A 21,463-nucleotide genomic window follows, 5' to 3' on the forward strand; every position below is an offset into this window, starting at 1 on the left:
GACTCCTTATTTGCCCAATTGCTCGGCCAGCTCGGCAGAACGCTTCGCCGCGGCGGCCAGTGCCTGCTCGACGATGGCTTCGAAACCGTTGCTCTGGAACGACTTGATCGCGGCCTCTGTGGTGCCGGCTGGCGAAGTGACCCGGCGGCGCAGCTCGGCGGCGTCAACGTCGCTGGCCACCGCCATGTGCGCGGCACCCAGTGCGGTCTGCAGGGTCAGCTGGGTAGCGGTTTCGCGTGGCAGGCCAAGCTTCTCGCCGGCGGCAGTCATGGCTTCGATCAGCAGGAAGAAATAGGCCGGACCGCTGCCCGAAACCGCTGTCACGGCATCGAGCTGGTGTTCGTGCTCAAGCCACAAGGCGGTGCCCACGGCCGATAGCAGCTGCTCGGCCTGCTGGTGCTGTGTGCTGGTGACTTCGGCGGTGGCATACAGCCCGCTGACGCCTTGGCGCAGCAGGGCCGGCGTGTTGGGCATGCAACGTACCACCGGGCGGGCGCCTAGCCAGGCCTGAAGGCTGGCGCAGGTGATGCCGGCGGCAATCGAAACGATCAGCTGGCCATCCTGCAGGTTCGGCTGCAGGGCCTCGCAGACGGTTTTCATCACCTGCGGTTTGACTGCCAGGACGATCACGTCGGCCCCGGCGATGGCGTGTGCGTTGTCTTCGAATGCCTCGATACCGTGCTCGGCCTGGACCCGGGTGCGGGTTTCGGCGCCTGGATCGCTGGCGCGGATCTGCGTGGCGTCCAGGCCTTGGGCGCGCAGGCCGCCGATCAGGCTGGCAGCCATGTTGCCGGCGCCGATGAAAGCAATACGTGTCTTGCTCATGTCAGGTCCTTGAGGGAAAGAGTGAGTAAAGCATGGAATCAGACGGGGCCGTAGCTGCGGGCCCCGAACAGGGCGGTGCCGATACGCACCCAGGTCGCACCCTGCGCGATGGCGGCTTCCAAGTCATGGCTCATGCCCATGGACAGGGTATCAAGGCCAAGATTCAGGCCCTCCTGCAGCTGGCGCAGGCTGGCAAAGGCGGCTTCTTGCTCGGCGCGGTCTTCGCTGGGTTCGGGGATGGCCATCAGCCCGCGCAGGCGCAGGTTGGGCAGTGTGGCCACGGCATTGGCCAGGCCCGGCAAGTCCTCGGGCGCACAGCCCGATTTGCTGGCCTCGCCGCTGACATTCACCTGCAGGCAGATGTTCAGTGGCGGCAGGCTGGGTGGGCGCTGTTCAGACAGGCGTTGGGCGATCTTCAGGCGGTCCACGGAGTGTACCCAGTCGAAATGCTCGGCAATGGCTTTGGTCTTGTTCGACTGAATGGGGCCGATGAAGTGCCAGATCAAGGGCAAGTCCTGCAGGTCCTGCTGTTTGGCCAGGGCTTCCTGCAGGTAGTTCTCACCGAAATCGCATACCCCTGCGGCATGCAGCTCGCGGATGGCACTGGCCGGTTTGGTCTTGCTGACTGCCAGCAACGTGAGGCTGGCCGGGTCGCGCCCAGCCGCCTTGGCTGCACTATCGATACGGGCGGCAAGGGCGCGAAGGTTGTCTGCTATGGTGGACATGGATCGATGCCGTTGGCTCAGGAGTCAGCGGCATTCTACCTGCTTGATGGCCGTTGGGGAGTCTCATGGACGTGACTGACCTGTTGGCTCGGGCTGGCGATGCAGGGGCGAGCGACCTGCACCTGGCCGCGGGCGAGATACCGATGCTGCGCGTGGAGGGTGAACTGCGGCGCATGGCGCTACCGAGCATGACGCCTGTGGCGTTGACCGATGCCCTGGCGCCGCTGCTCGATGAGCGCCGGCGCCAGCAGTGGGCGCAAGGTGACGAGCAGGACCTGGCACTGGAACTGCCCTCGCTTGGGCGCTTTCGCCTGAACCTGTTTCGCCAGTTGAATGGCCCGGCGGCCACCTTTCGCTTGATCCCGAAGCGGATCGCGACACTCGACGAGCTTGACCTTGAAGATGTGTTTCGTTCTGTTGCGCAGTGGACGGACGGCCTGATTCTGCTCGGCGGGCCTACCGGCAGTGGTAAGTCCAGCACGTTGGCGGCGCTGGTCGATCAGCTGAACCGGCAGCGGCCCTTGCACATCATCACCCTCGAAGACCCTGTTGAAGTTATCCACAGCAGCCAGCGAAGCCTGGTCAATCAGCGTGAGATCGGTCGACACTGCCGCGACTTTTCCCAAGGGTTGCGCAGCGCCTTGCGTCAGGACCCGGACGTGATCGTCATAGGCGAATTGCGCGACCTGGAGACGATTCGCCTGGCGTTGCGGGCTGCGGAGACCGGGCACCTGGTGTTGGCAACCGTACATACGCGCTCGGCTGCCGGTAGTGTCGACCGGCTGGTGGACGTGTTTGCCGCCGAGGAGAAACCGCTGGTGCGGGCGATGTTGGCGGAGTCATTGCGCATGGTCGTTGCGCAGGTGCTGGTCAAGCGTGCCGGGGGCGGGCGGGTGGCAGCCCGGGAGGTGCTGGTGGGTACGCCCGCGGTGCGCAACCTCATCCGCGAGGGGCGCATGGCGCAATTGAATTCGGTGATGCAGGCGGGTGCTGCGCAGGGTATGCGCACGATGGAGGGGGCATTGCAGCGATTGAAGGCCCAGGGATTGATCGGGGCCGTGTAGCGGTGGCCCCAGCAATCGATGGGTCGCCTGGCAGGTCAGCGCTTGGCCAGAGCCAACTGCTGCGGCTGCTTCGGCAACACCCGCTTGGCCACGACGTAATGCTTCTGCCAGTAAGGCTTGCTCAGGTTGTCGATGCTCACCCGCTTGCCGCGGCGCGGTGCGTGGATGAAGCGATCGTTGCCCAGGTAGATGGCGACGTGGTTGACGCGGCGGCTCTTGATGTTGAAAAAGATCAGGTCGCCAGGCTTCAGGTCGCTTTTGGCCACCTTCACGCCGTGGCCCTTGGCCATGGCATTGGAGGTGCGCGGCAGGTCGACGTCAGCCACCTCGTTGAAGGCATACTTGACCAGCCCGCTGCAATCGAACCCTTTTTTAGGGCTGCTGCCGCCCCAAACATAAGGGGTGCCGAGCACATTCACGGCGCGGCTGAGCACGTCGCTGCTCTGTTTCGGCGACATGGCGGCGACCGGCAGGTTGTGTACCTGGCCAGCGTTACTGGAGCGTGCACGCACCGCGGTGTGCTTGCTCGGCGCGCGTTTCACCGTGGCATTGGTGGTATAGCCGGTGAAACCATTTGGAAGACGTTGCTCACGGTTGGTGGCGTGGGCGGCCAGGGGCAATAATAGGCAGAGGGTCAGCCATGTCTTTAACAAAGGCGGCATAGATGAAGCTCTTGTGAAGTTTTAATAGTGGTTTTGGTGTTGGCGCGCAACTTTATAACAGCTTTTCGATCAATTTTTGATCCGTTGGTCGATTGTCATGTTGCCGTGCGTCGGCCTGCGAAGAAAAAGTCACATTTTTTTTTAGAAAATTTTCGGCTAAGCCATGGGGGCTATGAATGAACAGTTATGAACACGGGGCGCCGTTTCACGACACCCACAGCAAGGTCATTGGCTACCTGTTGTGGATTTTCGGCTTCACTGGCTCGCACCGCTTCTACTACGGCAAGCCGATCACCGGGACCCTCTGGTTCTTCACGCTGGGCTTGCTGGGCATAGGCTGGCTGATCGACCTGTTCCTGATCCCGTCGATGGACCGGGAGGCCGACTTGCGCTTCCAGTCTGGACGCATCGACTACAACATTGCCTGGGTACTGCTGACCTTCCTCGGTATTTTTGGCGTGCATCGCCTGTACCAGGGCAAGTGGATCACCGCAATCATCTACTTCTTTACCGGTGGCCTGTTCCTGGTGGGTGTGCTGTATGACTTCTGGACGCTGAACGGCCAGATTTCCCAGGCCAACGCCGAACGCCGTTGAGCACAAAAAAGGCCTTGTCACGCTGAGCGACAAGGCCTTTTCGTTACTGGCGGGTCTGCCGCTGCTGCAGTAGCAGGTTGCTGAACCCTGCGCCGGCCAGTTGCTTCTGCGCACCGGTCAACTGCTCGCGGTTGCTGTAGGGGCCGACCAGCACGCGGTACCAGGTTTCATCCTTGACCGTGCCTGATTCCACCTTCACCGTCTGGCCCAGCAGGATGATCTGCGCCCGCACCTTGTCGGCGTCAGCCTGCTTGCGGAACGAGCCCGCCTGAAGGAAGTACTGCGTGGTGGCTGCCGGTTTGATCACTGGCGGCGCCGGCTGTGGCGTCTGGCCCAGCAGTGCGGCCTGGGCGCGCGCAGTGTCGATTTTCGCCGCTTCGGCAGGTGTGACCGGGGTCACCGGCTGGGCTGGGACAGGCGGGGTCTTCTCAGGCACGGCTTCTGGCGGCACGATCACTTCCGACTCGGGCAGCAGGGTGTAGAAGTCATACTTGGGCTTTACCGGCTGCTGCGTCGTGGCCGTCGCGGTCTTGCCCGCTTCGGCCACTTTCGCGGGCTTCTGCTGCTCGGGCTTGGCGCGCTTGATGTCGCCGCCCCCAGGCTCGAGCTTCATCAGGAAGACGATGAAGGCGCCGACCGTCAGGCCGACCGCCAGCCATATCCAGCCGGGAATCGGCTGTTTGGCCGGTGCCTGGGTGCGGCTTGCGCCGCGCTTGGGAGCTGGTTTTTTCTTGGCAGCCAACTTACATGCGCTCCAGGGTTTCCAGGCCGAGCAGCTCCAGACCTTGCTTCAGGGTGCGCCCCGTCAGGGCCGCCAGGCGCAGACGGCTCTGCTGTTGCTCGGGGGTTTCGGCGGCGAGGATCGGGCAATTCTCGTAGAAGCTGGAGAACAGGCCGGCCAGGTCGTACAGGTAGGTGCACAACACGTGCGGGGTGCCTTTTTCGGCAACGTTGTTGAGGACTTCACCGAACTGCGCCAGGCGTGCAGCCAGGTCCTGCTCGTGGGCAGCCTGCAGCACGATGTGCCCATCCACCTCGTCAAAGCCCTTGCCCAGCTTGCGGAACACGCCGGCCACGCGGGTGTAGGCGTACAGCAGGTAAGGCGCGGTATTGCCTTCGAAGTTGAGCATCAACTCGAAGTTGAAGCTGTAGTCGCTGGTACGGTGCTTCGACAGGTCTGCGTATTTCACCGCGCCGATACCGACCACTTCACCGATGCGGCGCAGTTCGTCCTCGGCCAGGCTCGGGTTTTTCTCCTTGACCAGGGCGTAGGCACGGTCCTTGGCCTCGGTGAGCAGGTCGATCAGCTTCACGGTGCCGCCATCACGGGTCTTGAATGGACGGCCATCGGCGCCGTTCATGGTGCCGAAGCCCATGTGTTCCATCTGCATCGGGTGGCCGACGAAACCGGCGCGGCGCGCCACTTCGAACACCTGGTTGAAATGCAGGGCCTGGCGTTGGTCGACGAAGTACAGCGCGCGGTCGGCCTTGAGCACATTGCTGCGATAGCGCACGGCTGCCAGGTCGGTGGTGGCGTACAGGTAGCCGCCGTCGGCCTTCTGGACGATCACGGGCAAGGGCTCGCCTTCGCTGTTCTTGAACTCTTCGAGGAACACGCACTGGGCGCCTTGGTCCTCGACCAGCAGGCCTTTGGCCTTGAGGTCGGCCACCACGTTGGCGAGGTCGGCGTTGTAGGCGCTTTCGCCCATCACGTCGGCCATGGTCAGTTTGACGTTGAGCAGCTCGTAGGTTTTCTGGCAGTGCGACAGTGAAATGTCCTTGAAGCGCGTCCACAGCGCCATGCACTCGGGGTCGCCGGCCTGCAGCTTGACCACCAGGCCTCGGGCGCGAGTGGCGAATTCCTCGGACTCGTCGAAGCGCTTCTTGGCAGCGCGGTAGAAGTTTTCCAGATCGGACAGCTCGTCGCTGGTGATCGGGTTTTCTTCCAGATAGGCCAGCAGCATGCCGAACTGAGTACCCCAGTCGCCCACGTGGTTCTGGCGGATGACCTCATCACCCAGGAACTCCAGGACGCGGGCGACGCTGTCACCGATGATGGTCGAGCGCAGGTGGCCGACGTGCATCTCCTTGGCCAGGTTCGGCGCCGATAGGTCGATCACGACCTTCTGTGCAGGGCCAGCCTTGCGCGCACCCAGGTGTGCATCGGCCAGGGCGGCGTCCAGGCGGTTGGCCAGGGCGTCGGTGTTCTGGAAGAAGTTGAGGAAACCTGGGCCGGCGATCTCGACCTTGCTGATGTCGGTGCTGGCCGGCAGGGCTGCGATCAGCTTTTCGGCCAGGTCGCGTGGTTTCATGCCGGCCGGTTTGGCCAGCATCATCGCGATGTTGCTGGCGAAGTCGCCGTGGGTCTTGTCCCGGGCGTTTTCCACCTGGATCGCCGGCGACAGCCCTTCAGGCAGCACACCGTCGGTGACGAGTTGGGTGAGGGCTTGCTGGATCAGCTGGCGAATGGTGTCTTTCATTGGGATCTCTTTTCGACCGCTAGCGCGGAGGAGCGCCTGGGTGCGCAGGTGGAAAAACTGGGCATTATCCGTTGCTGGGCTCGGGTTGCCAAGCTTCTAGCTTCAAGCCGCAAGCCTGAAGCTGCAAGCCTCAAGCCTCAAGCCTCAAGCTGCAAGCTGCAAGAAAAAGCGCGATCGCCACCGGCCTGCTCTTGCTTGCCGCTTGTAGCTTGCCGCTTGCCGCTCAATAGAGGTCAACCGGGTCGACATCCAGCGACCAGCGTACTTGCCGGCCGCCTGGAAGCTGCTCCAGCACCAGTAGCCAGGCACTGATCAGACGATGCAGTGGTGCCCGGGTTTCGGCCTGTATCAATAGCTGCGCACGGAAGCGCCCGGCTTTGCGCTCCATCGGAGCAGGCACCGGGCCCAACAGTTCAATGCCAGGCAAGTGTTGCTCCGTCACCAGGCGCTGCGCTGCGCTGCAGGCTTCGTCTAGGAAACCTTCGGCCTGCCCGGGCTTGTGCGCTTCGGCGCGCAGCAGGGCAAGGTGGGAATACGGTGGCAGGCCGGCGGCGCGGCGTTCGTCCAGGGCCTGTTCGGCAAAGGCGAAATAGCCTTGCTCGGTCAACTGCACCAACAGCGGGTGGTCGGCCAGGTGCGTCTGGATGACCACTTTGCCGGGCTCTTCGGCACGCCCGGCGCGCCCGGCGACCTGCACGATCAGTTGTGCCATGCGCTCGGTGGCGCGGAAGTCACCAGAGAATAGTCCGCCATCGGCATCGAGAATCGCGACCAAGGTAACCCGGGGGAAGTGATGCCCCTTGGCCAGCATCTGCGTTCCGACCAGGATGCTCGGCTGGCCGCGCTGGATGGTGCTGAACAAATTGTGCATGGCGTCCTTGCGGGCCGTGCTGTCGCGGTCGACCCGCAGGATCGGGTAATCGGGGAACAATACCTTCAGGCGTTCCTCGGCGCGCTCGGTACCTGCACCTACCGGGCGCAAGTCGACATGGTTGCACTTGGGGCACTGGTGCGGCAGGCGTTCGTCGTAGCCGCAATGGTGGCAGCGCAGTACGCCGGCGCGCTGATGCACGGTCATGCGCGCATCGCAGCGCGGGCATTCGCTGAGCCAGCCGCAGTCGTGGCACAGCAGCGTCGGGGCGAAGCCACGGCGGTTGAGGAAAACCAGCACCTGCTGGCCTGCTTCCAGTGTCTGACGGATGGCCTGTTGCAGCGGGCCGCTGATGCCGCTGTCCAGCGGCAGGCTTTTCACATCCAGGCGGAGCATGCGTGGTGGACGCGCGCCTCCTGCGCGCTGGTTCATGCGCAGCAGGCGGTAGCGGCCGGTCAGGGCATTGTGCAGGGTTTCCAGCGACGGGGTGGCCGAGCCCAGCAGGATCGGGATGTTTTCCTGGTGAGCGCGCACCATCGCCAGGTCGCGGGCGTGGTAGCGCAGGCCTTCCTGCTGTTTATAAGAGCCGTCATGCTCCTCGTCGATGATGATCAGGCCCGGGTTCTTCATCGGCGTGAACAGCGCCGAACGCGTGCCGATGATGATATCGGCCTCGCCATCTCGCGCCGCCAGCCAGGCGTCGAGGCGTTCGCGGTCATTGACGGCCGAATGCACCAGGGCGATGCGTGCGTTGAAACGCTGTTCGAAACGCGCCAGGGTTTGCGGGCCGAGGTTGATTTCCGGGATCAGCACCAGCGCCTGCTTTCCAGCCTCCAGGGTTTCGCGGATCAGTTGCAGGTAGACCTCGGTCTTGCCGCTGCCGGTAACGCCAGCCAGAAGAAACGCATTGAAGCCGTCAAAGCCATCGCGCACGGCCTCGAAGGCCACTCGCTGCTCTTCATTTAGCGGCAGTTCCGGCTGGGCCAGCCAGTGCTCATGGCGCTGTTCCGGCAGGTGGCGGCGTGTTTCGAGCTGAACCAGGTCCTTGGCCAGTAACAGGTCAAGGCTGTCCTTGTTGAGGTTGAGCTTGCTCAGCAGGCTGTGCGCAACGCCGTGCGGGTGTTGCGCCAGCGTTCTGAGCGCGTCCCGCTGGCGCGGTGCGCGCGCGATGCGCGGGTCTTCCAGGCGGGCGCCTGGGGCCACGTGCCAGAAGCGCTCCTGGCGCATCTCGGCCGGCTCGCCTTGGCGCAGCAAGGTCGGCAAGGCCCAGCTCAGGGTGTCGCCGAGGCTGTGCTGGTAGTACTGGGCTGTCCACAGGCACAGCTTGAACAGCGGTGCAGGGACCGGTGAAACCGGGTCGAGCAGGGCGCTGGCCGGCTTCAGCTTGTCGGCAGGGACCTCGCTCTGGTCGCAGACCTCCACCAGCACGCCGATCATTTCGCGGCGGCCGAACGGCACGCGGATACGCATTCCGGGGGTCAGTGCCTGGCGCGCCATGCTCGCCGGCGCCCTGTAATCGAACAGGCGACGCAGGGGGGAAGGCAGGGCAAGGCGTAGAATGACGTCGGACACGCGTAAGGTCTCGCAGGGCGTTTCAAAGACTGGCGAGCCTAGCAGACGACAGTCGGTGCAAGCGACAACTTGCGTCGAGGCGGCGCTCTGGTATTATTCCCCGCCTAATTACGTGCGGTATTCAACAATTGGTGTTGGGTGGCGGCACGCAGCTCGAGGAAGTGACCATGAAAGCTGATATTCATCCGAACTACGAAGCAGTTGCTGTGACCTGCAGCTGCGGCAACAAATTCGAAACCCGTTCGACTCTGGGCAACACCCTGGCGATCGACGTTTGCAACCTGTGCCACCCGTTCTACACCGGTAAGCAGAAAGTGCTGGACACCGGTGGCCGCGTTCAGCGCTTCGCCGATCGCTTCGGTATGTTCGGTACCAAGAAGTAATCATGCGCATGGCGAACCCTTCGGGTTTCGCGTTGTTGCTGAAAAAGGCGCCCCTTGTGGGCGCCTTTTTTGTGGGCGCTCTTTGGCAGATGTCGGCCCTGGCATTTTGCCCATTGCCGGACGGGCCGCAGAGCGCGGCGGTGCGCCAGGTGGTCGATGGCGATACGCTGCGCCTTACCGACGGTCGCAGCGTGCGCATGATTGGCATCAACGCCCCGGAGATCGGGCGTAAGGGGCGCGCCAGCGAGCCTTTTGCAGTGACTGCCAAGCAGCGTTTGCAAGCGCTGGTCAAGGCCAGCGACGGCCGTGTCTGGTTGGTGCCCGGCGTCGAGCCCAAGGACAAGTATGGGCGGACCCTGGCGCACGTTTACGCCCGCAATGGCGACAATCTTGAAGCGCGGTTGCTTAGCGAGGGGCTTGGTTACCGCGTCGCGGTTGCGCCCAATGTGCGCCTGGTGGCCTGCCAACAGGTGGCCGAGCAATCGGCGCGCAAGGCAGGCGCTGGCCTTTGGCGCAGTTCACCGGTGCTGCGCGCCAGCCAGGTCCGCCAGTCGGGCTTTGCGGTGATCGGCGGCAGTATCCGCAATATTGCCCGCAATCGTGGTGGGATCTGGCTGGAACTGGAAGCTGACGTGGTGCTACAGGTTCCCGCTCGTCTGCAACGCAACTTCCCCGTCGGCTTCTTCGATAACCTCAAAGGACGCCAGGTCGAGGCGCGTGGCTGGGTGCTGGATCGTTCCCGCAAGGGTGGGCTCAAGCCGGGGCAGCGACGCTGGGTGTTACCAATCACCGATCCGAGCATGCTTGAACGTATTTCGAGCTGAAAAGATGTAGACATTTCGCTGTTAGATTGTACACACTGTGGTTCGAATGCCCCCGTGTGTTATAGCGTAAAGTCTTAGGCTAAAGGCCTTGACACAAGTGACCGGCCAGTCTTGTGGCTCCCCGGCTCTTTGCGTATCCTCGGCGGTCCGTCAGAACAGTAAATAGCGGAATGCCCACCATGTCAGACCTGAAAACCGCCGCTCTCGAATACCACGCTCAACCTCGTCCGGGGAAACTGAGCGTCGAGCTCTCCAAGCCCACTGCCACCGCCCGTGATCTCGCCCTGGCCTACAGCCCAGGCGTTGCAGAACCGGTGCGTGAAATCGGCCGTGATCCTGAGCTGGCCTACAAATACACTGGCAAGGGCAACCTTGTTGCAGTTATTTCCGATGGCACTGCCATCCTCGGTCTGGGTGACCTTGGCCCACTGGCTTCCAAGCCGGTCATGGAAGGCAAGGGCGTTCTGTTCAAGCGTTTCGCCGGTATCGACGTATTCGATATCGAAGTCGAGTCGGAAAGCCCGCAAGCGTTCATCGACACCGTTCGCCGCATCTCGATTACCTTCGGTGGCATCAACCTCGAAGACATCAAGGCGCCAGAGTGCTTCGAGATCGAGCGCACCCTGATCGAGCAGTGCGACATCCCTGTGTTCCACGATGACCAGCACGGCACCGCTATCGTTACTGCGGCCGGCATGATCAACGCCCTGGAAATCGCGGGCAAGAAGCTCGAAGACGCCAAGATTGTCTGCCTGGGGGCTGGCGCTGCGGCCATCTCTTGCATGAAGCTGCTGGTCAGCATGGGTGCCAAGGTCGAAAACATCTTCATGATCGACCGCAGCGGCGTCATCCACGCTGGCCGTGACGATCTGAACCAGTACAAGGCCCAGTTCGCTCACGCTACCGACAAGCGCACCCTGGCTGATGCCCTGGACGGCGCCGATGTATTCGTTGGCCTGTCCGGCCCGAACCTGCTGAGCGCGGAAGGCCTGAAATCGATGGCTGCCAACCCGATCGTGTTCGCCTGCTCGAACCCGGACCCGGAGATCTCGCCAGAGCTGGCTCATGCCACCCGCAGCGACGTGATCATGGCGACCGGTCGTTCCGACTACCCGAACCAAGTCAACAACGTGCTGGGCTTCCCGTTCATCTTCCGTGGTGCCCTGGACGTTCGCGCCAAGCGTATCAACGAAGAAATGAAGATCGCCGCGGCCATCGCACTGAAGGACCTGGCCAAGCTGCCGGTGCCTAAGGAAGTTTGCGAAGCCTATGGCGTGGAAGGCCTGGAGTTCGGTCGTGAGTACATCATTCCGAAGCCACTGGACGCCCGCCTGATCACCGTCGTTTCCGATGCCGTAGCCAAGGCTGCCATCGAATCCGGCGTAGCTACCCTGCCATATCCGAAGCACTACCCGCTCAACAGCGTGGACGAAGTGTTCAACGGCTGAAGCAAGGCGCAAAAAAGAACCGGCTCATATGAGCCGGTTTTTTTTTGCTTCGAGCTTCAAGCTTCAAGCTACAAGCCTGACCGCGTCAGCATTGACTGGCGCGGTGGGTCAGTCAGCCGAGAACAGCTTGCCGCTTGCAGCTTGAGGCTTGAGGCTTGCGGCTTGCGGCTTGCCGCTTAAAACAGATCCATGGGCGCCGCTTCGTCGGCTGGGAGGGGGCTGCCGGGGGCTGCGCCGTTGCCCAGTTCGTCTACCGAGGGGGGCGAATCTTCAGCTTTGAACAGCTCGAAATAAGCGTTAGGCGTGCTCGGGGAGGCGGCGCGGCCGCTCACCGGGTCGACCCGCAGGCTGAGGATGCCCTCCGGTTCTGCAGGCGGATGGTTGGGTTTGTCCTTGAGCGCCGCGCCCATGAAGCTCATCCAGATCGGCAGTGCAGCCGTCCCGCCATATTCGCGGCGGCCCAGGGTTTCCGGCTGGTCGAAACCTACCCACACGGTAGTGACGTAGTCGGCATTGTAGCCAGAGAACCAGGCATCCTTGGACTCGTTGGTGGTGCCGGTCTTGCCCGCCAGGTCCGTACGGCCCAAGGCCAGGGCACGGCGCCCGGTGCCGCGTTTGATTACGTCCTGCAGCATGCTGGTCAGGATATAGGTGGTCCGGCCATCGATGATCTGCTCGGCGGTTACCGGCACTTGTGGAGCAGGGGCCGGCTGGCTCGCAGCCGACGGCCCCTCACCTGGCAGCGACGCCGTGCTGATCGGTTGCTCGGGTGCCGCGAGGCCCGCATCGTCTTCGGCGCCCTGCGGCACGCGCGCAGGGTTGGCGGTGAACAGCGTCTCACCGTTGCGGCTCTCGATGCGCTCGATCAGGTACGGGTTGATCTTGTAACCACCGTTGGCGAAGGTGCTCCAGCCGGTAGCGATTTCCATCGGCGTCAGGGTCGCGGTGCCCAATGCCAGCGAAAGGTTGGGCGGCAGGTCCTGCTTGTTGAAGCCGAACTTTGTGATGTAGTCGATGGTGCGGCCTACGCCCATGGCCTGCAGCAGACGGATCGATACCAGGTTGCGCGACTTGTACAGCGCTTCGCGCATACGAATCGGGCCGAGGAAGGTGTTGTTGTCATTCTTCGGTCGCCATTCCTTGTCCAGGTACTCGTCGACGAACACGATCGGCGCGTCGTTGACCAAGCTGGAGGCGGTATACCCGCTGTCCAGTGCCGCACTATAGATGAAGGGCTTGAAGCTCGAACCGGGCTGGCGCTTGGCCTGCATGGCGCGGTTGTAGTTGCTCTGCTCGAACGAGAAACCGCCAACCAGTGCACGAATGGCGCCGTTGTAAGGGTCCAGCGTGATCAGCGCGCTCTGCGCTGCCGGCACCTGGCTGAATTTGAGTGTGCCGTCGTCCAGGCGCTGCACGCGTATCAGGTCGCCGACCTGGGCCACGTCCGCCGGCGATTGTGGCGCCCGGCCCTGAGCATTGCTATTGATGAACGGCCGTGCCCACTTCATGGTGTCCCAGGCGACGTCTTCTTCGTTGCCGCCACGGGTCAGCACCTTCAGGCCACTCTTCTCGACCTGGGTGACGATGGCCGGTTCCAGCCCGCCCAAGGTGCGCTGCTTGTTCAATTCCTGCAGCCAGGCAGCCTGACCTTTGCCCGGGAAGCGCGATTCAGGGCCGCGGTAGCCGTGGCGTTCATCATAATCGGACAGACCACCGTGAACGGCCTTGTTGGCCATTTCCTGCATGTCGCTCGGCACGGTGGTGGTGACGCGGAAGCCTTCGGTATACGCCTCGCTGCCATAGCGGCCGACCATTTCAGCTCGGGCCATCTCGGCGATGTAGGGCGCATTCACCTCTGGTGCCGATACGTGGTAGCTGGCGTTGAGCGGTTCGGCCAGGGCGGCCTGGTAGCTCGCCTCGTCGATCTTGCCGAGCTTGTACATGCGGCCCAGGATCCAGTCGCGGCGCTCTTTTGCGCGCGCCGGGTTGGCCAGAGGGTTGAAGCGCGACGGCGCCTTGGGCAGGCCAGCGATCATCGCCATCTGCGCCAGGCTCACGTCACGGATCGACTTGCCATAGTAAACCTGTGCGGCAGCGTCGATGCCGTAGGCGCGGTTGCCCAGGTAGATCTTGTTCACGTACAGCTCAAGGATCTCGTCCTTGGTCAGTTCGCGCTCGATCTGCAGTGCCAGCAGAATCTCGTTGGTCTTGCGCGAGAAGCTGCGCTCGCTGGTGAGGAAGTAGTTCTTCGCCACCTGCATGGTAATTGTGCTGCCGCCGGTCTGTATGTGACCGGTTTTCACCAGTTGGGTCGCGGCGCGCATCAGGCTGCCCGGGTCGACGCCGTAGTGATTGAGGAAATTGTCGTCCTCGGCTGACAGAAGCGCCTGTATGAATTGCGGGGGAATGTCCGCGAAGCGGATGGGCGAGCGGCGCATTTCGCCAAATTCAGCGATCAGCTTGCCATCGCTGCTGTACACCCTCAGGGGTATCTGCAACTGGATGCTTCTGAGCGAATCGACCGACGGCAGGTTGGGGCTAAGATACAGAAACGCACCGCTCACACCGAGTACGAGCGCGCAGATGACTGCGACGAAAGACCACCAGAAGAACTTCAGCAGGCGTATCAAGGCTTTTGGGTGTCCAGGTTGAGGGGTGAGTTGCGCACGGAGCCGGCGGACGAAAAAAACGCTGGGCATTATAAGCATTTTTCGCCTCGCCGGGTGACCGGCCGGGCAGCCCGCTGCACCGTCTGGCCATCGAGCCTGGGTGCTGGTGCGGGTTTCAGGGCTGACACAGAGGAGCAGCGATGCTTGGACGCATGGGCAAGGATGCCGGTTCACTGTTGGGGGTTGAAATCGCCGCCGATTCGGTTCGGCTTGTACAACTGCAACGCAGAAAAGGGCGCTGCGAGCGTCTTGCCTGGGAGGCCGAGCCGTTCGAGCCCGTAGGTGCTGGTGAGTGGTGGCAGGTGCCCGATCGCGTAGTGGCGGCGCTGCATCGCGCTTGTCGGCGCAGTGGCAGCCGCCAGCGGCGGGCCGCAGTGGCGCTGCCTGCCTCGCAGGTGATCTGCAAGTTGTGCCAGCTACCGGCCGACCAGCCGGTGGCCGAGATGGAGGCGCAACTCTTGGCTGATGCGGACAGGTTGTTTCCTTTTCCGCTGGAAGACTTGGTGATGGACTTCCAGGTTTTGGGGCCTTCCTGTGGCCAGGCTGACGCGCGTGATGTTCTGGTGGTGGCTTGCCGGCAGACCGTGCTGCAGCCGTTGGAAGCGCTGTTCGACGAGGCCGGCCTGCTGCTGGAGGTCGTGGAGGTCGACAGCATCGCCTTGTGGCGAATGATGCCGCAACCGCGTGCAGACGGCTCCGCGTTGCTGCGCCTCGAACCCGGTAGCGCTACGCTGCATGGCTGGTCTGAAGGTGTGTTGCCGCAGCGGCGCGAAGTGCCCTTGGCCCGGCTGGATGAACTGTTTGTCGATAACCCACAGGTGCAGGACCTGCTTCTGACCGGAAGCCTGCTGCTTGAGCAAGGTCGGCTCGATCAGTTGTGCAGCCAGTTGAATAGGCCTTGCCGGCCATTGCCACAGGTGGCTGGCCTTGTATGCCACGACGGCGACATGGCACTGGCGACTGCCCTGGCGCTGGGGGCTTGGCGCTGATGCTGCGTATCAATCTTCTGCCCTGGCGCGAGCAGCAGCGCCAGGCAGCACTTCGCCGCTTTCAATTCAGGCTGATTGGCGGCGTGGTGCTGGCGCTTTGTGTGGTGTTGTTGATGGACCAGCTGGCACGCCAGCGCGCGCAGCATCAGTTGGCTGCCAACCTGGGCCGGCAGGCCGCCATCGCTGGTCTCGATACGCAGTTGCAGCAGCTTGACGTTATTCACCAGGCCCTCGACGCAGCACAGGCCCAAACCGCTCTGCTGGACGCTCTGTTCGCTGATCGAGGGTATCTGACGGCGCTGTTCAGCGCGCTGGAGCGGGCATTACCCGAGGGCGTTCAGGTGGTCGAACTGAAGGTCGAGGGTGAGCGGTTGCACGTGGTCGGGCTGGCTGCGTCCAGTGCTGTGATAGCGCAATTGATGCGCGATCTCGGGCGCTCCGGGGTACTGCTCGACCTGGAGTTGAAGCGGATCGAGAGCTTGCCTGCTGGTGAGAAGTTTTTGCTGCAGGCGCGGATGTCGGCCTCTTGGTCGTGAAACTGCGCACCCGTCTGGACTGGCAGGCGCTCGTGGCGCGCTCGCGCCTGTTCCGGTGTGCCCTGCCGATAGCTGCGGGGTGCCTGGTCGTTGCGGCAGGCTGCCTGATGCGTTGGCCGGAATGGCGGCAACAGCAGCACACAGCCCAGGCAAACCAAAAGGCCCTTGACGACAAGCACCAGGCCAAGGCTGCCGAGGTATCGGCTCGTGTGCATGCTCCGCAAGCGCTGAGCGACGCCCAGCGCCACTTGGACGATATGCGATGGCGTCTGGCGGCCGGCGGCGAAATCAGCGATCTGCTCGACCAATTGGCCGCATCGGGGCATGTGCATGGGCTGCATTTCGAGCGGCTTGAGGTACTGGATGAGCAGAATCAGCCAGGTTTTGGCCGAACACCGCTGGATGTGCAGGTCGTGGGGCGTTACGCGGCACTGCGAATGTGGCTCGATGATTGGCTTGGGCAGGTTCGCCTGCTGCGTGCCGGTGATATGCATCTGGCCAGTGCTCATGGCAGGCCGGGCGTGTTGAGGTTAAGGCTGCGTGTCGACGCCTTCCACGCCGATGGGGCGGTGGCAGAGCCGGAATCACTGGCTTGGCTGCCTGCGCGTGATCAGGTCAGGCCAGCTGTGGCCGACCCCTTTTCAAGCTGGTCGGGCCGCGCTGTCAGGCAAGGGCTCGCCAACATACCGCTCGCTCAGCTGGAAATGGTCGGCAGCTTGTCCCGAGGCATGCAGCACGAGGCTCTGCTGTTGTCTGCAGGGCGGCTCTATCGCGTGCGTGCCGGTGACCGGCTGGGGCGCGATGAGGGGGTGGTGGTGCGCGTGGACGCGCAACAGGTCGAGGTGTGCGAACGGTTGTTCGTGGGGGGCATTTGGCGCGAGCGCACCACAGTGCTGACACTCAGGAAGGGCGTGGACAGGGAGATCACGCGGGACAATGAACGGGATGATGAAGTGGCTGGTGGCGGCCTTGCTGCCGATGCCTTCGCTGGCAGCGACGCCTTATCAGGGTGAACCGGTTTCGCTGAACTTCCAGGACGTGGAAGTGCGCCTTGTGTTGCAGGTGCTGGCCGATTATGCCGGCATCAACCTGGTCGCCAGCGACACGGTGCAGGGCAGTATCACCTTGCGTCTGCAGGATGTTCCGTGGGATCAGGCACTGGAATTGGTGCTGCGCAGCAAGGGGCTGGCCCGGCGGGAAGAAGGCAAGGTACTGGTGGTGGCGCCAGCGGCTGAGCTGGCCGAGCAGGCGCTGGGGGCGCGTATGGGGTTGGAGTTGGAGGCCCAGTCGCAGCCGTTGCGCCGGGAGTTGCTGCCGATACAACACGCCGCGGCCTCAGAACTTGCCGAGTTGCTGCTGGCTACGTTGGCCGATGACGGCATTCTGACTGGGCGCGGTAGTTTGCATGTGGATGTGCGCACCAATACGCTGGTCGCTCACCAGCCTGAGGACCGGCTTGCCGAGTTGCGCCAGTTGGTTGCGCAGCTGGATGTGCCTGTACGGCAGGTCGAGATCGAGGCCCGCATCGTGGAGGCCAATGTCGATTACGAGCACAGCCTTGGGGTGCGCTGGGGCCCGCGTCTCTATGGCGAAGCCCCTGCGTTGGGCGCGGACGTATTTGTCGATCTTGGGGTGGAGCGGGCCGGTTCCAGCATCGGCTTGGGCGTATTGCGCGGGGGCGTGCTGCTGGACCTTGAGCTCAGCGCCATGGAGAAGACCGGTAATGGCGAAATCATCTCCCAGCCCAAGGTGGTAACGGCCAATAACGAGACTGCCCGTATCCTCAAAGGCACCGAAGTCCCTTACCAGGAGACCTCTAAGAGTGGCGCTACGTCGGTTGCATTCCGCGAGGCGTCGCTGTCGCTGGAGGTCACGCCGCAGATTACGCCGGACGGCAAGGTGATCATGACGGTCAAGGTGACCAAGGACGAGCCTGATTTCGTCAATGCCTTGCACGATGTGCCGCCGATCCGCAAGAACGAGGTCAATGCCAAGGTCCGGGTAGCGGATGGGGAAACCATCGTCATTGGCGGCGTGTACTCGACCACGCAAAACAATGTGGTCGACAAGGTGCCATTTTTCGGCGATCTGCCGTATGTTGGGCGGCTGTTTCGACGCGATGTATTACAAGAGAAAAAATCCGAGCTGCTGGTCTTCCTGACTCCGCGTATCATGAGTGACCAGGCGATTGCTGTGAGTCGTTGATTCTGTGCGAAATTTGATACTTGTAGGGCCCATGGGCGCTGGAAAAAGCACCATCGGGCGCCTGTTGGCCAAAGAGCTGCGCCTGCTGTTCAAAGATTCCGACAAGGAAATCGAACTGCGAACCGGCGCCAATATCCCGTGGATCTTCGACAAAGAAGGCGAGCCGGGTTTCCGTGACCGTGAGCAGGCGATGATCGCCGAGCTCTGCGCGCTCGATGGCGTGGTCGTGGCGACCGGCGGCGGTGCGGTCATGCGCGAGGCCAACCGCCACGCGCTGCACCATGGCGGCCGGGTGATCTACCTGCATGCCTCGGTGGAACAGCAAGTGGGGCGTACTGCGCGCGATCGCAATCGGCCATTGCTGCGTACCGCCAATCCGGAGGCGACCTTGCGCAACCTGCTCGAGGCGCGCGACCCGCTGTACCGTGAGATCGCCGACATCGTGGTGGAAACCGACGAACGGCCGCCGCGCATGGTCGTACTGGATATTCTCGAACGCTTGCAGCAATTGCCGCCCCGGTAGGCCGGGACTATTCTCGGCCAGGGCCGAGGCGAGGTTCAACGTTACCGCGTGGGTCGCTCAGCCGGCGCCGCGCCCAAGTACATTGTGGGGATACATGCAGACACTTAAGGTCGACCTGGGCGAGCGTAGCTACCCGATCTACATTGGCGAAGGCCTGCTTGACCAGCCAGAACTGCTGGCGCCGCATATTGCCGGCCGGCAGGTTGCCATCGTTTCCAACGAGACCGTCGCGCCCCTGTATCTCGAACGTCTGAGCAAGACGCTGGGTGCCTATGCGGTGCTGCCAGTGATCCTTCCGGATGGCGAAGCCCACAAGAACTGGGAAACCCTGCAGTTGATCTTCGACGGCCTGCTGCGCGCCCGGCACGACCGCCGCACCACGGTGGTGGCCCTCGGTGGTGGCGTTATCGGCGACATGGCCGGCTTCGCTGCCGCGTGCTATCAGCGTGGCGTCGATTTCATCCAGGTCCCCACCACCCTGCTTTCCCAGGTCGACTCCTCTGTTGGAGGCAAGACCGGGATCAACCACCCGCTGGGCAAGAACATGGTAGGTGCGTTCTATCAGCCCAATGCCGTGCTGATCGACACCGCCACCCTCAAGACCCTGCCCGAGCGCGAGCTGTCGGCGGGCCTTGCCGAAGTGATCAAGTACGGGCTGATCTGCGACAAGCCCTTCCTCGGTTGGCTCGAGGACAATATCAAGGCCTTGCGCGCCCTTGAACCTGCGGCGCTGACCGAAGCGATCCAGCGCTCATGTGCAGCCAAGGCCGCCGTGGTCGGGGCTGATGAACGTGAGTCCGGTGTGCGCGCGACGCTCAACCTGGGGCATACCTTCGGGCATGCCATCGAAACGCACATGGGCTACGGTGTCTGGTTGCACGGCGAAGCCGTGGCAGCGGGCACGGTGATGGCTCTGGAGATGTCGATGCGCCTGGGCTGGATCGACCAGTCCGAGCGCGATCGCGCAATCCGCCTGCTGCAGGATGCAGGTTTGCCGGTGGTGCCACCACAGGAAATGACCCCGGCGCATTTCATGGAGCATATGGCGGTCGACAAGAAGGTGATCGATGGGCGTTTGCGTCTGGTGCTCCTGCGCCAGATGGGCGAAGCCGTGGTGACCGACGACTATCCGAAAGAGGTTCTTCAGGCCACGCTGTCGGCGGATTACCGCGCGATCGTGGCCCAGCTTTGAGGTTGTGACAGCGCAATGACCAGTTTGCATGCCGATGAGGCGTTTCTCGACCATTACCAGTTGAGCCACGATCCGTTCGCGCCGCGTGTGCCCGGCTTCAAGTTTTTCCCTGCCCAGCGCAAGCCTGTGCTCGGCCAACTGCACCACCTGGCCCGTTACAGCCAGCTGATGCTGGTGGTTACAGGCCCTGTCGGCAGTGGTAAAACCTTGCTGCGCCAGGCCTTGGTGGCCAGCACCAACAAGCAGTCGGTGCAGAGCGTAGTGGTCTCGGCCCGTAGCGCCAGCGATGCCGCCAGTGTGCTGGGCCAGGTGGCCCAGGCGCTTGAGCTGGCCACGGCGGACGTTCAGGCGATCCTCTCCAAGGTAGTCCAGCTTGCCCTCACCGGGCAGGAAGTCTATTTACTGGTGGACGATGCGGAACAACTCGACGAGTCGGCACTCCAAGCGTTGCTGGAGCTGGCTGCAGGTGTCCCGGAGGGGCGCCCGCACGTGTTCCTGTTCGGCGAAGCGTCGCTGATCGCCGGGTTGGACGAGATCCCTGTCGAGGAAGAACGTTTCCACGTCATTGAACTCGCGCCCTACAGCGAGGAAGAGACCCGCGAGTACCTGGAGCAGCGCCTGGAAGGCGCAGGCCGGGGCATCGAGGTGTTCACCCATGAGCAGATCGTCGATATTCACGAACACTCCGACGGGTGGCCCGGCAATATCAACCAGGTCGCCCGCGATACTTTGATCGAAGCCATGATCGCCAGCCGTAGTTCGGCGAAGCGACCAACCATGGGGTTCAAAATGCCTAAGAAACACGTGCTCGCGCTATCCGCTGTCGTTGTGGTCGCCGTTGCTGCCGCGGTTCTCATGCCCAAGAAAAGCGACAAGGCGGCCACGGATGCGCCGACGGCCCAAGCCCAATTGCCGCTGGGGGAAGGGAAGCCTGCTGACCCGGCGATCGAGTTCTCAGGGTCGTCGCAGCCGATGCCACTGCCGCTGGTTGGCCAGTCGCAGCCGGTGATGCGCGAGCCTCTGGCGCAGGCCGCCGGCATGGGGGATGGTGAGGAAGGTGGCCCGGCGGACAGCACTGCGCTGCAGCCGGGCAATCCGCCTACGGTCACGACCATCGCACCACCGCAGGGTGAGGCTGCCGGCCCTGCACCCACCATGGCCCAGGCCACTACCAGCACGCCGCCGGCTCAGCCGGTTGCTCCTGCGCAGAAACCGGTAGCAACCCAGCCGGCCAAGCCGGTTGCACCTGCCAAGCCTGCTCCGGCACCGGCCCAGGTTGCCACCGCCAAGCCTGCTGCCAAAGCGGCTGGCGGGAGCGGTAACAGTGGCTGGTACACCGGGCAGAAGCCTGGCAACTATGTCGTGCAGATCCTCGGTACCAGCTCTGAAGCGTCGGCGCAGGCCTTCATCAAGGCGCAGGGTGGCGACTATCGCTACTTCAAGAAAACCCTGCAGGGCAAGCCGCTTTACGTGGTCACTTATGGTAGCTTCGCCAACCGCGATGCAGCGGTTGCGGCAATCAAGAACTTGCCAGCGAAGGTTCAGGCTGGTAAACCTTGGCCACGTACTGTAGCCAGCGTCCAACAAGAGCTGGCTACGGCCCGCTGATACCTTCCGGGCGGCACCACCCCGCCGCCCAGTTGCTGAGCGATAACTGACTTTCGTCTAGCCTGCTGCGCCCGAGCGCGGCAGGCTTTTCTGTCCCAGGCTGCCGGCCACAAGCCAATCTTGCAGTCATGGCTGGAACGCTTCAGGCTCGAGCCAAGCCGCTATCACGGCGCATGGCGCAAAACATTCAATATTGCGACATAAATTTTCAATGGTGAGACATGAAAATTTGTGGGTATCGCTGTCGCTGTGCAACAATGGTTTTCCATGGCCACCGCAAAAAAGCTGGCA

19 protein-coding genes are annotated in these 21,463 nt (G+C 62.9%); 12 read left to right on the forward strand and 7 right to left on the reverse strand.

All coding sequences use genetic code 11. The features are described from left to right. Positions 1 to 6: 6 nt before the first annotated feature. Together proC and JNA92_RS13360 are read right to left on the reverse strand one after the other, a co-directional pair. Positions 7 to 825, reverse strand: a complete 819-nt coding sequence (gene proC / locus JNA92_RS13355; RefSeq protein WP_241805089.1) for a pyrroline-5-carboxylate reductase — start codon at positions 823 to 825, stop codon at positions 7 to 9. Between the two features lie 38 nt (positions 826 to 863). Further along, the gene (locus JNA92_RS13360; RefSeq protein WP_241805090.1) at positions 864 to 1,550 is read right to left on the reverse strand and encodes a YggS family pyridoxal phosphate-dependent enzyme; all 687 of its coding nucleotides are present in this window, start codon (positions 1,548 to 1,550) and stop codon (positions 864 to 866) included. A gap of 65 nt (positions 1,551 to 1,615) precedes the next feature. On the opposite strand from JNA92_RS13360, the gene JNA92_RS13365 reads away from it, so the two are divergent. After that, entirely contained in the window at positions 1,616 to 2,614 is a 999-nt protein-coding gene (locus tag JNA92_RS13365) for a type IV pilus twitching motility protein PilT (protein ID WP_241805091.1), read from the forward strand. 35 nt (positions 2,615 to 2,649) lie between these two features. Here JNA92_RS13365 and JNA92_RS13370 read toward each other — a convergent pair whose 3' ends face one another. Beyond that, positions 2,650 to 3,276 (reverse strand): C40 family peptidase, encoded by a 627-nt coding sequence (locus JNA92_RS13370; RefSeq protein ID WP_241805092.1) that lies wholly within the window; start codon positions 3,274 to 3,276, stop codon positions 2,650 to 2,652. 176 nt (positions 3,277 to 3,452) lie between these two features. On the opposite strand from JNA92_RS13370, the gene JNA92_RS13375 reads away from it, so the two are divergent. Further along, positions 3,453 to 3,872, forward strand: coding sequence for an NINE protein (locus JNA92_RS13375; RefSeq protein ID WP_241805093.1), 420 nt, complete (start codon positions 3,453 to 3,455; stop codon positions 3,870 to 3,872). A 43-nt stretch (positions 3,873 to 3,915) separates the two neighbouring features. Here the strand turns inward: JNA92_RS13375 and JNA92_RS13380 are convergent, their stop codons facing one another. The 3 genes from JNA92_RS13380 to JNA92_RS13390 all read right to left on the reverse strand — a co-directional run bounded on the left by JNA92_RS13380 (position 3,916) and on the right by JNA92_RS13390 (position 8,795). Beyond that, entirely contained in the window at positions 3,916 to 4,614 is a 699-nt protein-coding gene (locus tag JNA92_RS13380) for an SPOR domain-containing protein (RefSeq protein WP_241805094.1), read from the reverse strand. 1 nt (position 4,615) lies between these two features. Then, complete coding sequence (gene argS, locus JNA92_RS13385) at positions 4,616 to 6,352, reverse strand: arginine--tRNA ligase (RefSeq protein ID WP_241805095.1); 1,737 nt, start codon at positions 6,350 to 6,352, stop codon at positions 4,616 to 4,618. Positions 6,353 to 6,575: 223 nt separating this feature from the next. Continuing rightward, positions 6,576 to 8,795, reverse strand: a complete 2,220-nt coding sequence (locus JNA92_RS13390) for a primosomal protein N' (RefSeq protein WP_241805099.1) — start codon at positions 8,793 to 8,795, stop codon at positions 6,576 to 6,578. 167 nt (positions 8,796 to 8,962) lie between these two features. On the opposite strand from JNA92_RS13390, the gene rpmE reads away from it, so the two are divergent. The 3 genes from rpmE (at position 8,963) to JNA92_RS13405 (ending at position 11,450) form a co-directional block, all read left to right on the forward strand. Then, positions 8,963 to 9,178 (forward strand): 50S ribosomal protein L31, encoded by a 216-nt coding sequence (gene rpmE, locus JNA92_RS13395; protein WP_039603147.1) that lies wholly within the window; start codon positions 8,963 to 8,965, stop codon positions 9,176 to 9,178. A 2-nt stretch (positions 9,179 to 9,180) separates the two neighbouring features. Then, positions 9,181 to 10,002, forward strand: coding sequence for a thermonuclease family protein (locus tag JNA92_RS13400; protein WP_241805101.1), 822 nt, complete (start codon positions 9,181 to 9,183; stop codon positions 10,000 to 10,002). Between the two features lie 179 nt (positions 10,003 to 10,181). Next, on the forward strand, positions 10,182 to 11,450 hold the full coding sequence (locus tag JNA92_RS13405; RefSeq protein ID WP_241805102.1) for a malic enzyme-like NAD(P)-binding protein: 1,269 nt from the start codon (positions 10,182 to 10,184) through the stop codon (positions 11,448 to 11,450). 176 nt (positions 11,451 to 11,626) lie between these two features. On the opposite strand, the gene JNA92_RS13410 is transcribed toward JNA92_RS13405, so the two are convergent. Beyond that, complete coding sequence (locus tag JNA92_RS13410) at positions 11,627 to 14,080, reverse strand: penicillin-binding protein 1A (protein WP_241805103.1); 2,454 nt, start codon at positions 14,078 to 14,080, stop codon at positions 11,627 to 11,629. 179 nt (positions 14,081 to 14,259) lie between these two features. On the opposite strand from JNA92_RS13410, the gene pilM reads away from it, so the two are divergent. The 7 genes from pilM (at position 14,260) to JNA92_RS13445 (ending at position 21,172) form a co-directional block, all read left to right on the forward strand. Next, complete coding sequence (pilM, locus tag JNA92_RS13415) at positions 14,260 to 15,108, forward strand: type IV pilus biogenesis protein PilM (RefSeq protein ID WP_241805104.1); 849 nt, start codon at positions 14,260 to 14,262, stop codon at positions 15,106 to 15,108. Then, complete coding sequence (locus JNA92_RS13420; RefSeq protein ID WP_241805105.1) at positions 15,108 to 15,644, forward strand: PilN domain-containing protein; 537 nt, start codon at positions 15,108 to 15,110, stop codon at positions 15,642 to 15,644. The genes pilM and JNA92_RS13420 overlap by 1 nt, the downstream gene beginning before the upstream one ends. Then, on the forward strand, positions 15,641 to 16,657 hold the full coding sequence (locus JNA92_RS13425; RefSeq protein ID WP_241805106.1) for a pilus assembly protein PilP: 1,017 nt from the start codon (positions 15,641 to 15,643) through the stop codon (positions 16,655 to 16,657). The genes JNA92_RS13420 and JNA92_RS13425 overlap by 4 nt, the downstream gene beginning before the upstream one ends. Then, the gene (locus JNA92_RS13430; RefSeq protein WP_241805108.1) at positions 16,581 to 17,849 is read left to right on the forward strand and encodes a type IV pilus secretin PilQ; all 1,269 of its coding nucleotides are present in this window, start codon (positions 16,581 to 16,583) and stop codon (positions 17,847 to 17,849) included. Before JNA92_RS13425 ends, JNA92_RS13430 begins: the two co-directional genes overlap by 77 nt. A gap of 4 nt (positions 17,850 to 17,853) precedes the next feature. Further along, positions 17,854 to 18,372 carry a shikimate kinase AroK gene (gene aroK, locus JNA92_RS13435; RefSeq protein ID WP_241805111.1) on the forward strand — a complete coding sequence of 173 codons (519 nt, stop codon included), beginning with the start codon at positions 17,854 to 17,856 and terminating at the stop codon, positions 18,370 to 18,372. A 94-nt stretch (positions 18,373 to 18,466) separates the two neighbouring features. After that, complete coding sequence (aroB, locus tag JNA92_RS13440) at positions 18,467 to 19,564, forward strand: 3-dehydroquinate synthase (RefSeq protein WP_241805113.1); 1,098 nt, start codon at positions 18,467 to 18,469, stop codon at positions 19,562 to 19,564. A 15-nt stretch (positions 19,565 to 19,579) separates the two neighbouring features. Beyond that, complete coding sequence (locus tag JNA92_RS13445) at positions 19,580 to 21,172, forward strand: SPOR domain-containing protein (protein WP_241805115.1); 1,593 nt, start codon at positions 19,580 to 19,582, stop codon at positions 21,170 to 21,172. Positions 21,173 to 21,463: the final 291 nt, after the last annotated feature.

It is taken from the genome of Pseudomonas putida (genome assembly GCF_022627325.1).
Lineage (GTDB): Bacteria > Pseudomonadota > Gammaproteobacteria > Pseudomonadales > Pseudomonadaceae > Aquipseudomonas > Aquipseudomonas putida_X.

Coding starts and splice junctions, on each gene's coding strand:
- proC (WP_241805089.1), bottom strand. CDS start 825: ATGAGCAAGACACGTATTGCTTTCATCGGCGCCGGCAACATGGCTGCC.
- JNA92_RS13360 (WP_241805090.1), bottom strand. CDS start 1,550: ATGTCCACCATAGCAGACAACCTTCGCGCCCTTGCCGCCCGTATCGAT.
- JNA92_RS13365 (WP_241805091.1), top strand. CDS start 1,616: ATGGACGTGACTGACCTGTTGGCTCGGGCTGGCGATGCAGGGGCGAGC.
- JNA92_RS13370 (WP_241805092.1), bottom strand. CDS start 3,276: ATGCCGCCTTTGTTAAAGACATGGCTGACCCTCTGCCTATTATTGCCC.
- JNA92_RS13375 (WP_241805093.1), top strand. CDS start 3,453: ATGAACAGTTATGAACACGGGGCGCCGTTTCACGACACCCACAGCAAG.
- argS (WP_241805095.1), bottom strand. CDS start 6,352: ATGAAAGACACCATTCGCCAGCTGATCCAGCAAGCCCTCACCCAACTC.
- rpmE (WP_039603147.1), top strand. CDS start 8,963: ATGAAAGCTGATATTCATCCGAACTACGAAGCAGTTGCTGTGACCTGC.
- JNA92_RS13400 (WP_241805101.1), top strand. CDS start 9,181: ATGCGCATGGCGAACCCTTCGGGTTTCGCGTTGTTGCTGAAAAAGGCG.
- JNA92_RS13405 (WP_241805102.1), top strand. CDS start 10,182: ATGTCAGACCTGAAAACCGCCGCTCTCGAATACCACGCTCAACCTCGT.
- pilM (WP_241805104.1), top strand. CDS start 14,260: ATGCTTGGACGCATGGGCAAGGATGCCGGTTCACTGTTGGGGGTTGAA.
- JNA92_RS13420 (WP_241805105.1), top strand. CDS start 15,108: ATGCTGCGTATCAATCTTCTGCCCTGGCGCGAGCAGCAGCGCCAGGCA.
- JNA92_RS13430 (WP_241805108.1), top strand. CDS start 16,581: ATGAACGGGATGATGAAGTGGCTGGTGGCGGCCTTGCTGCCGATGCCT.
- aroB (WP_241805113.1), top strand. CDS start 18,467: ATGCAGACACTTAAGGTCGACCTGGGCGAGCGTAGCTACCCGATCTAC.
- JNA92_RS13445 (WP_241805115.1), top strand. CDS start 19,580: ATGACCAGTTTGCATGCCGATGAGGCGTTTCTCGACCATTACCAGTTG.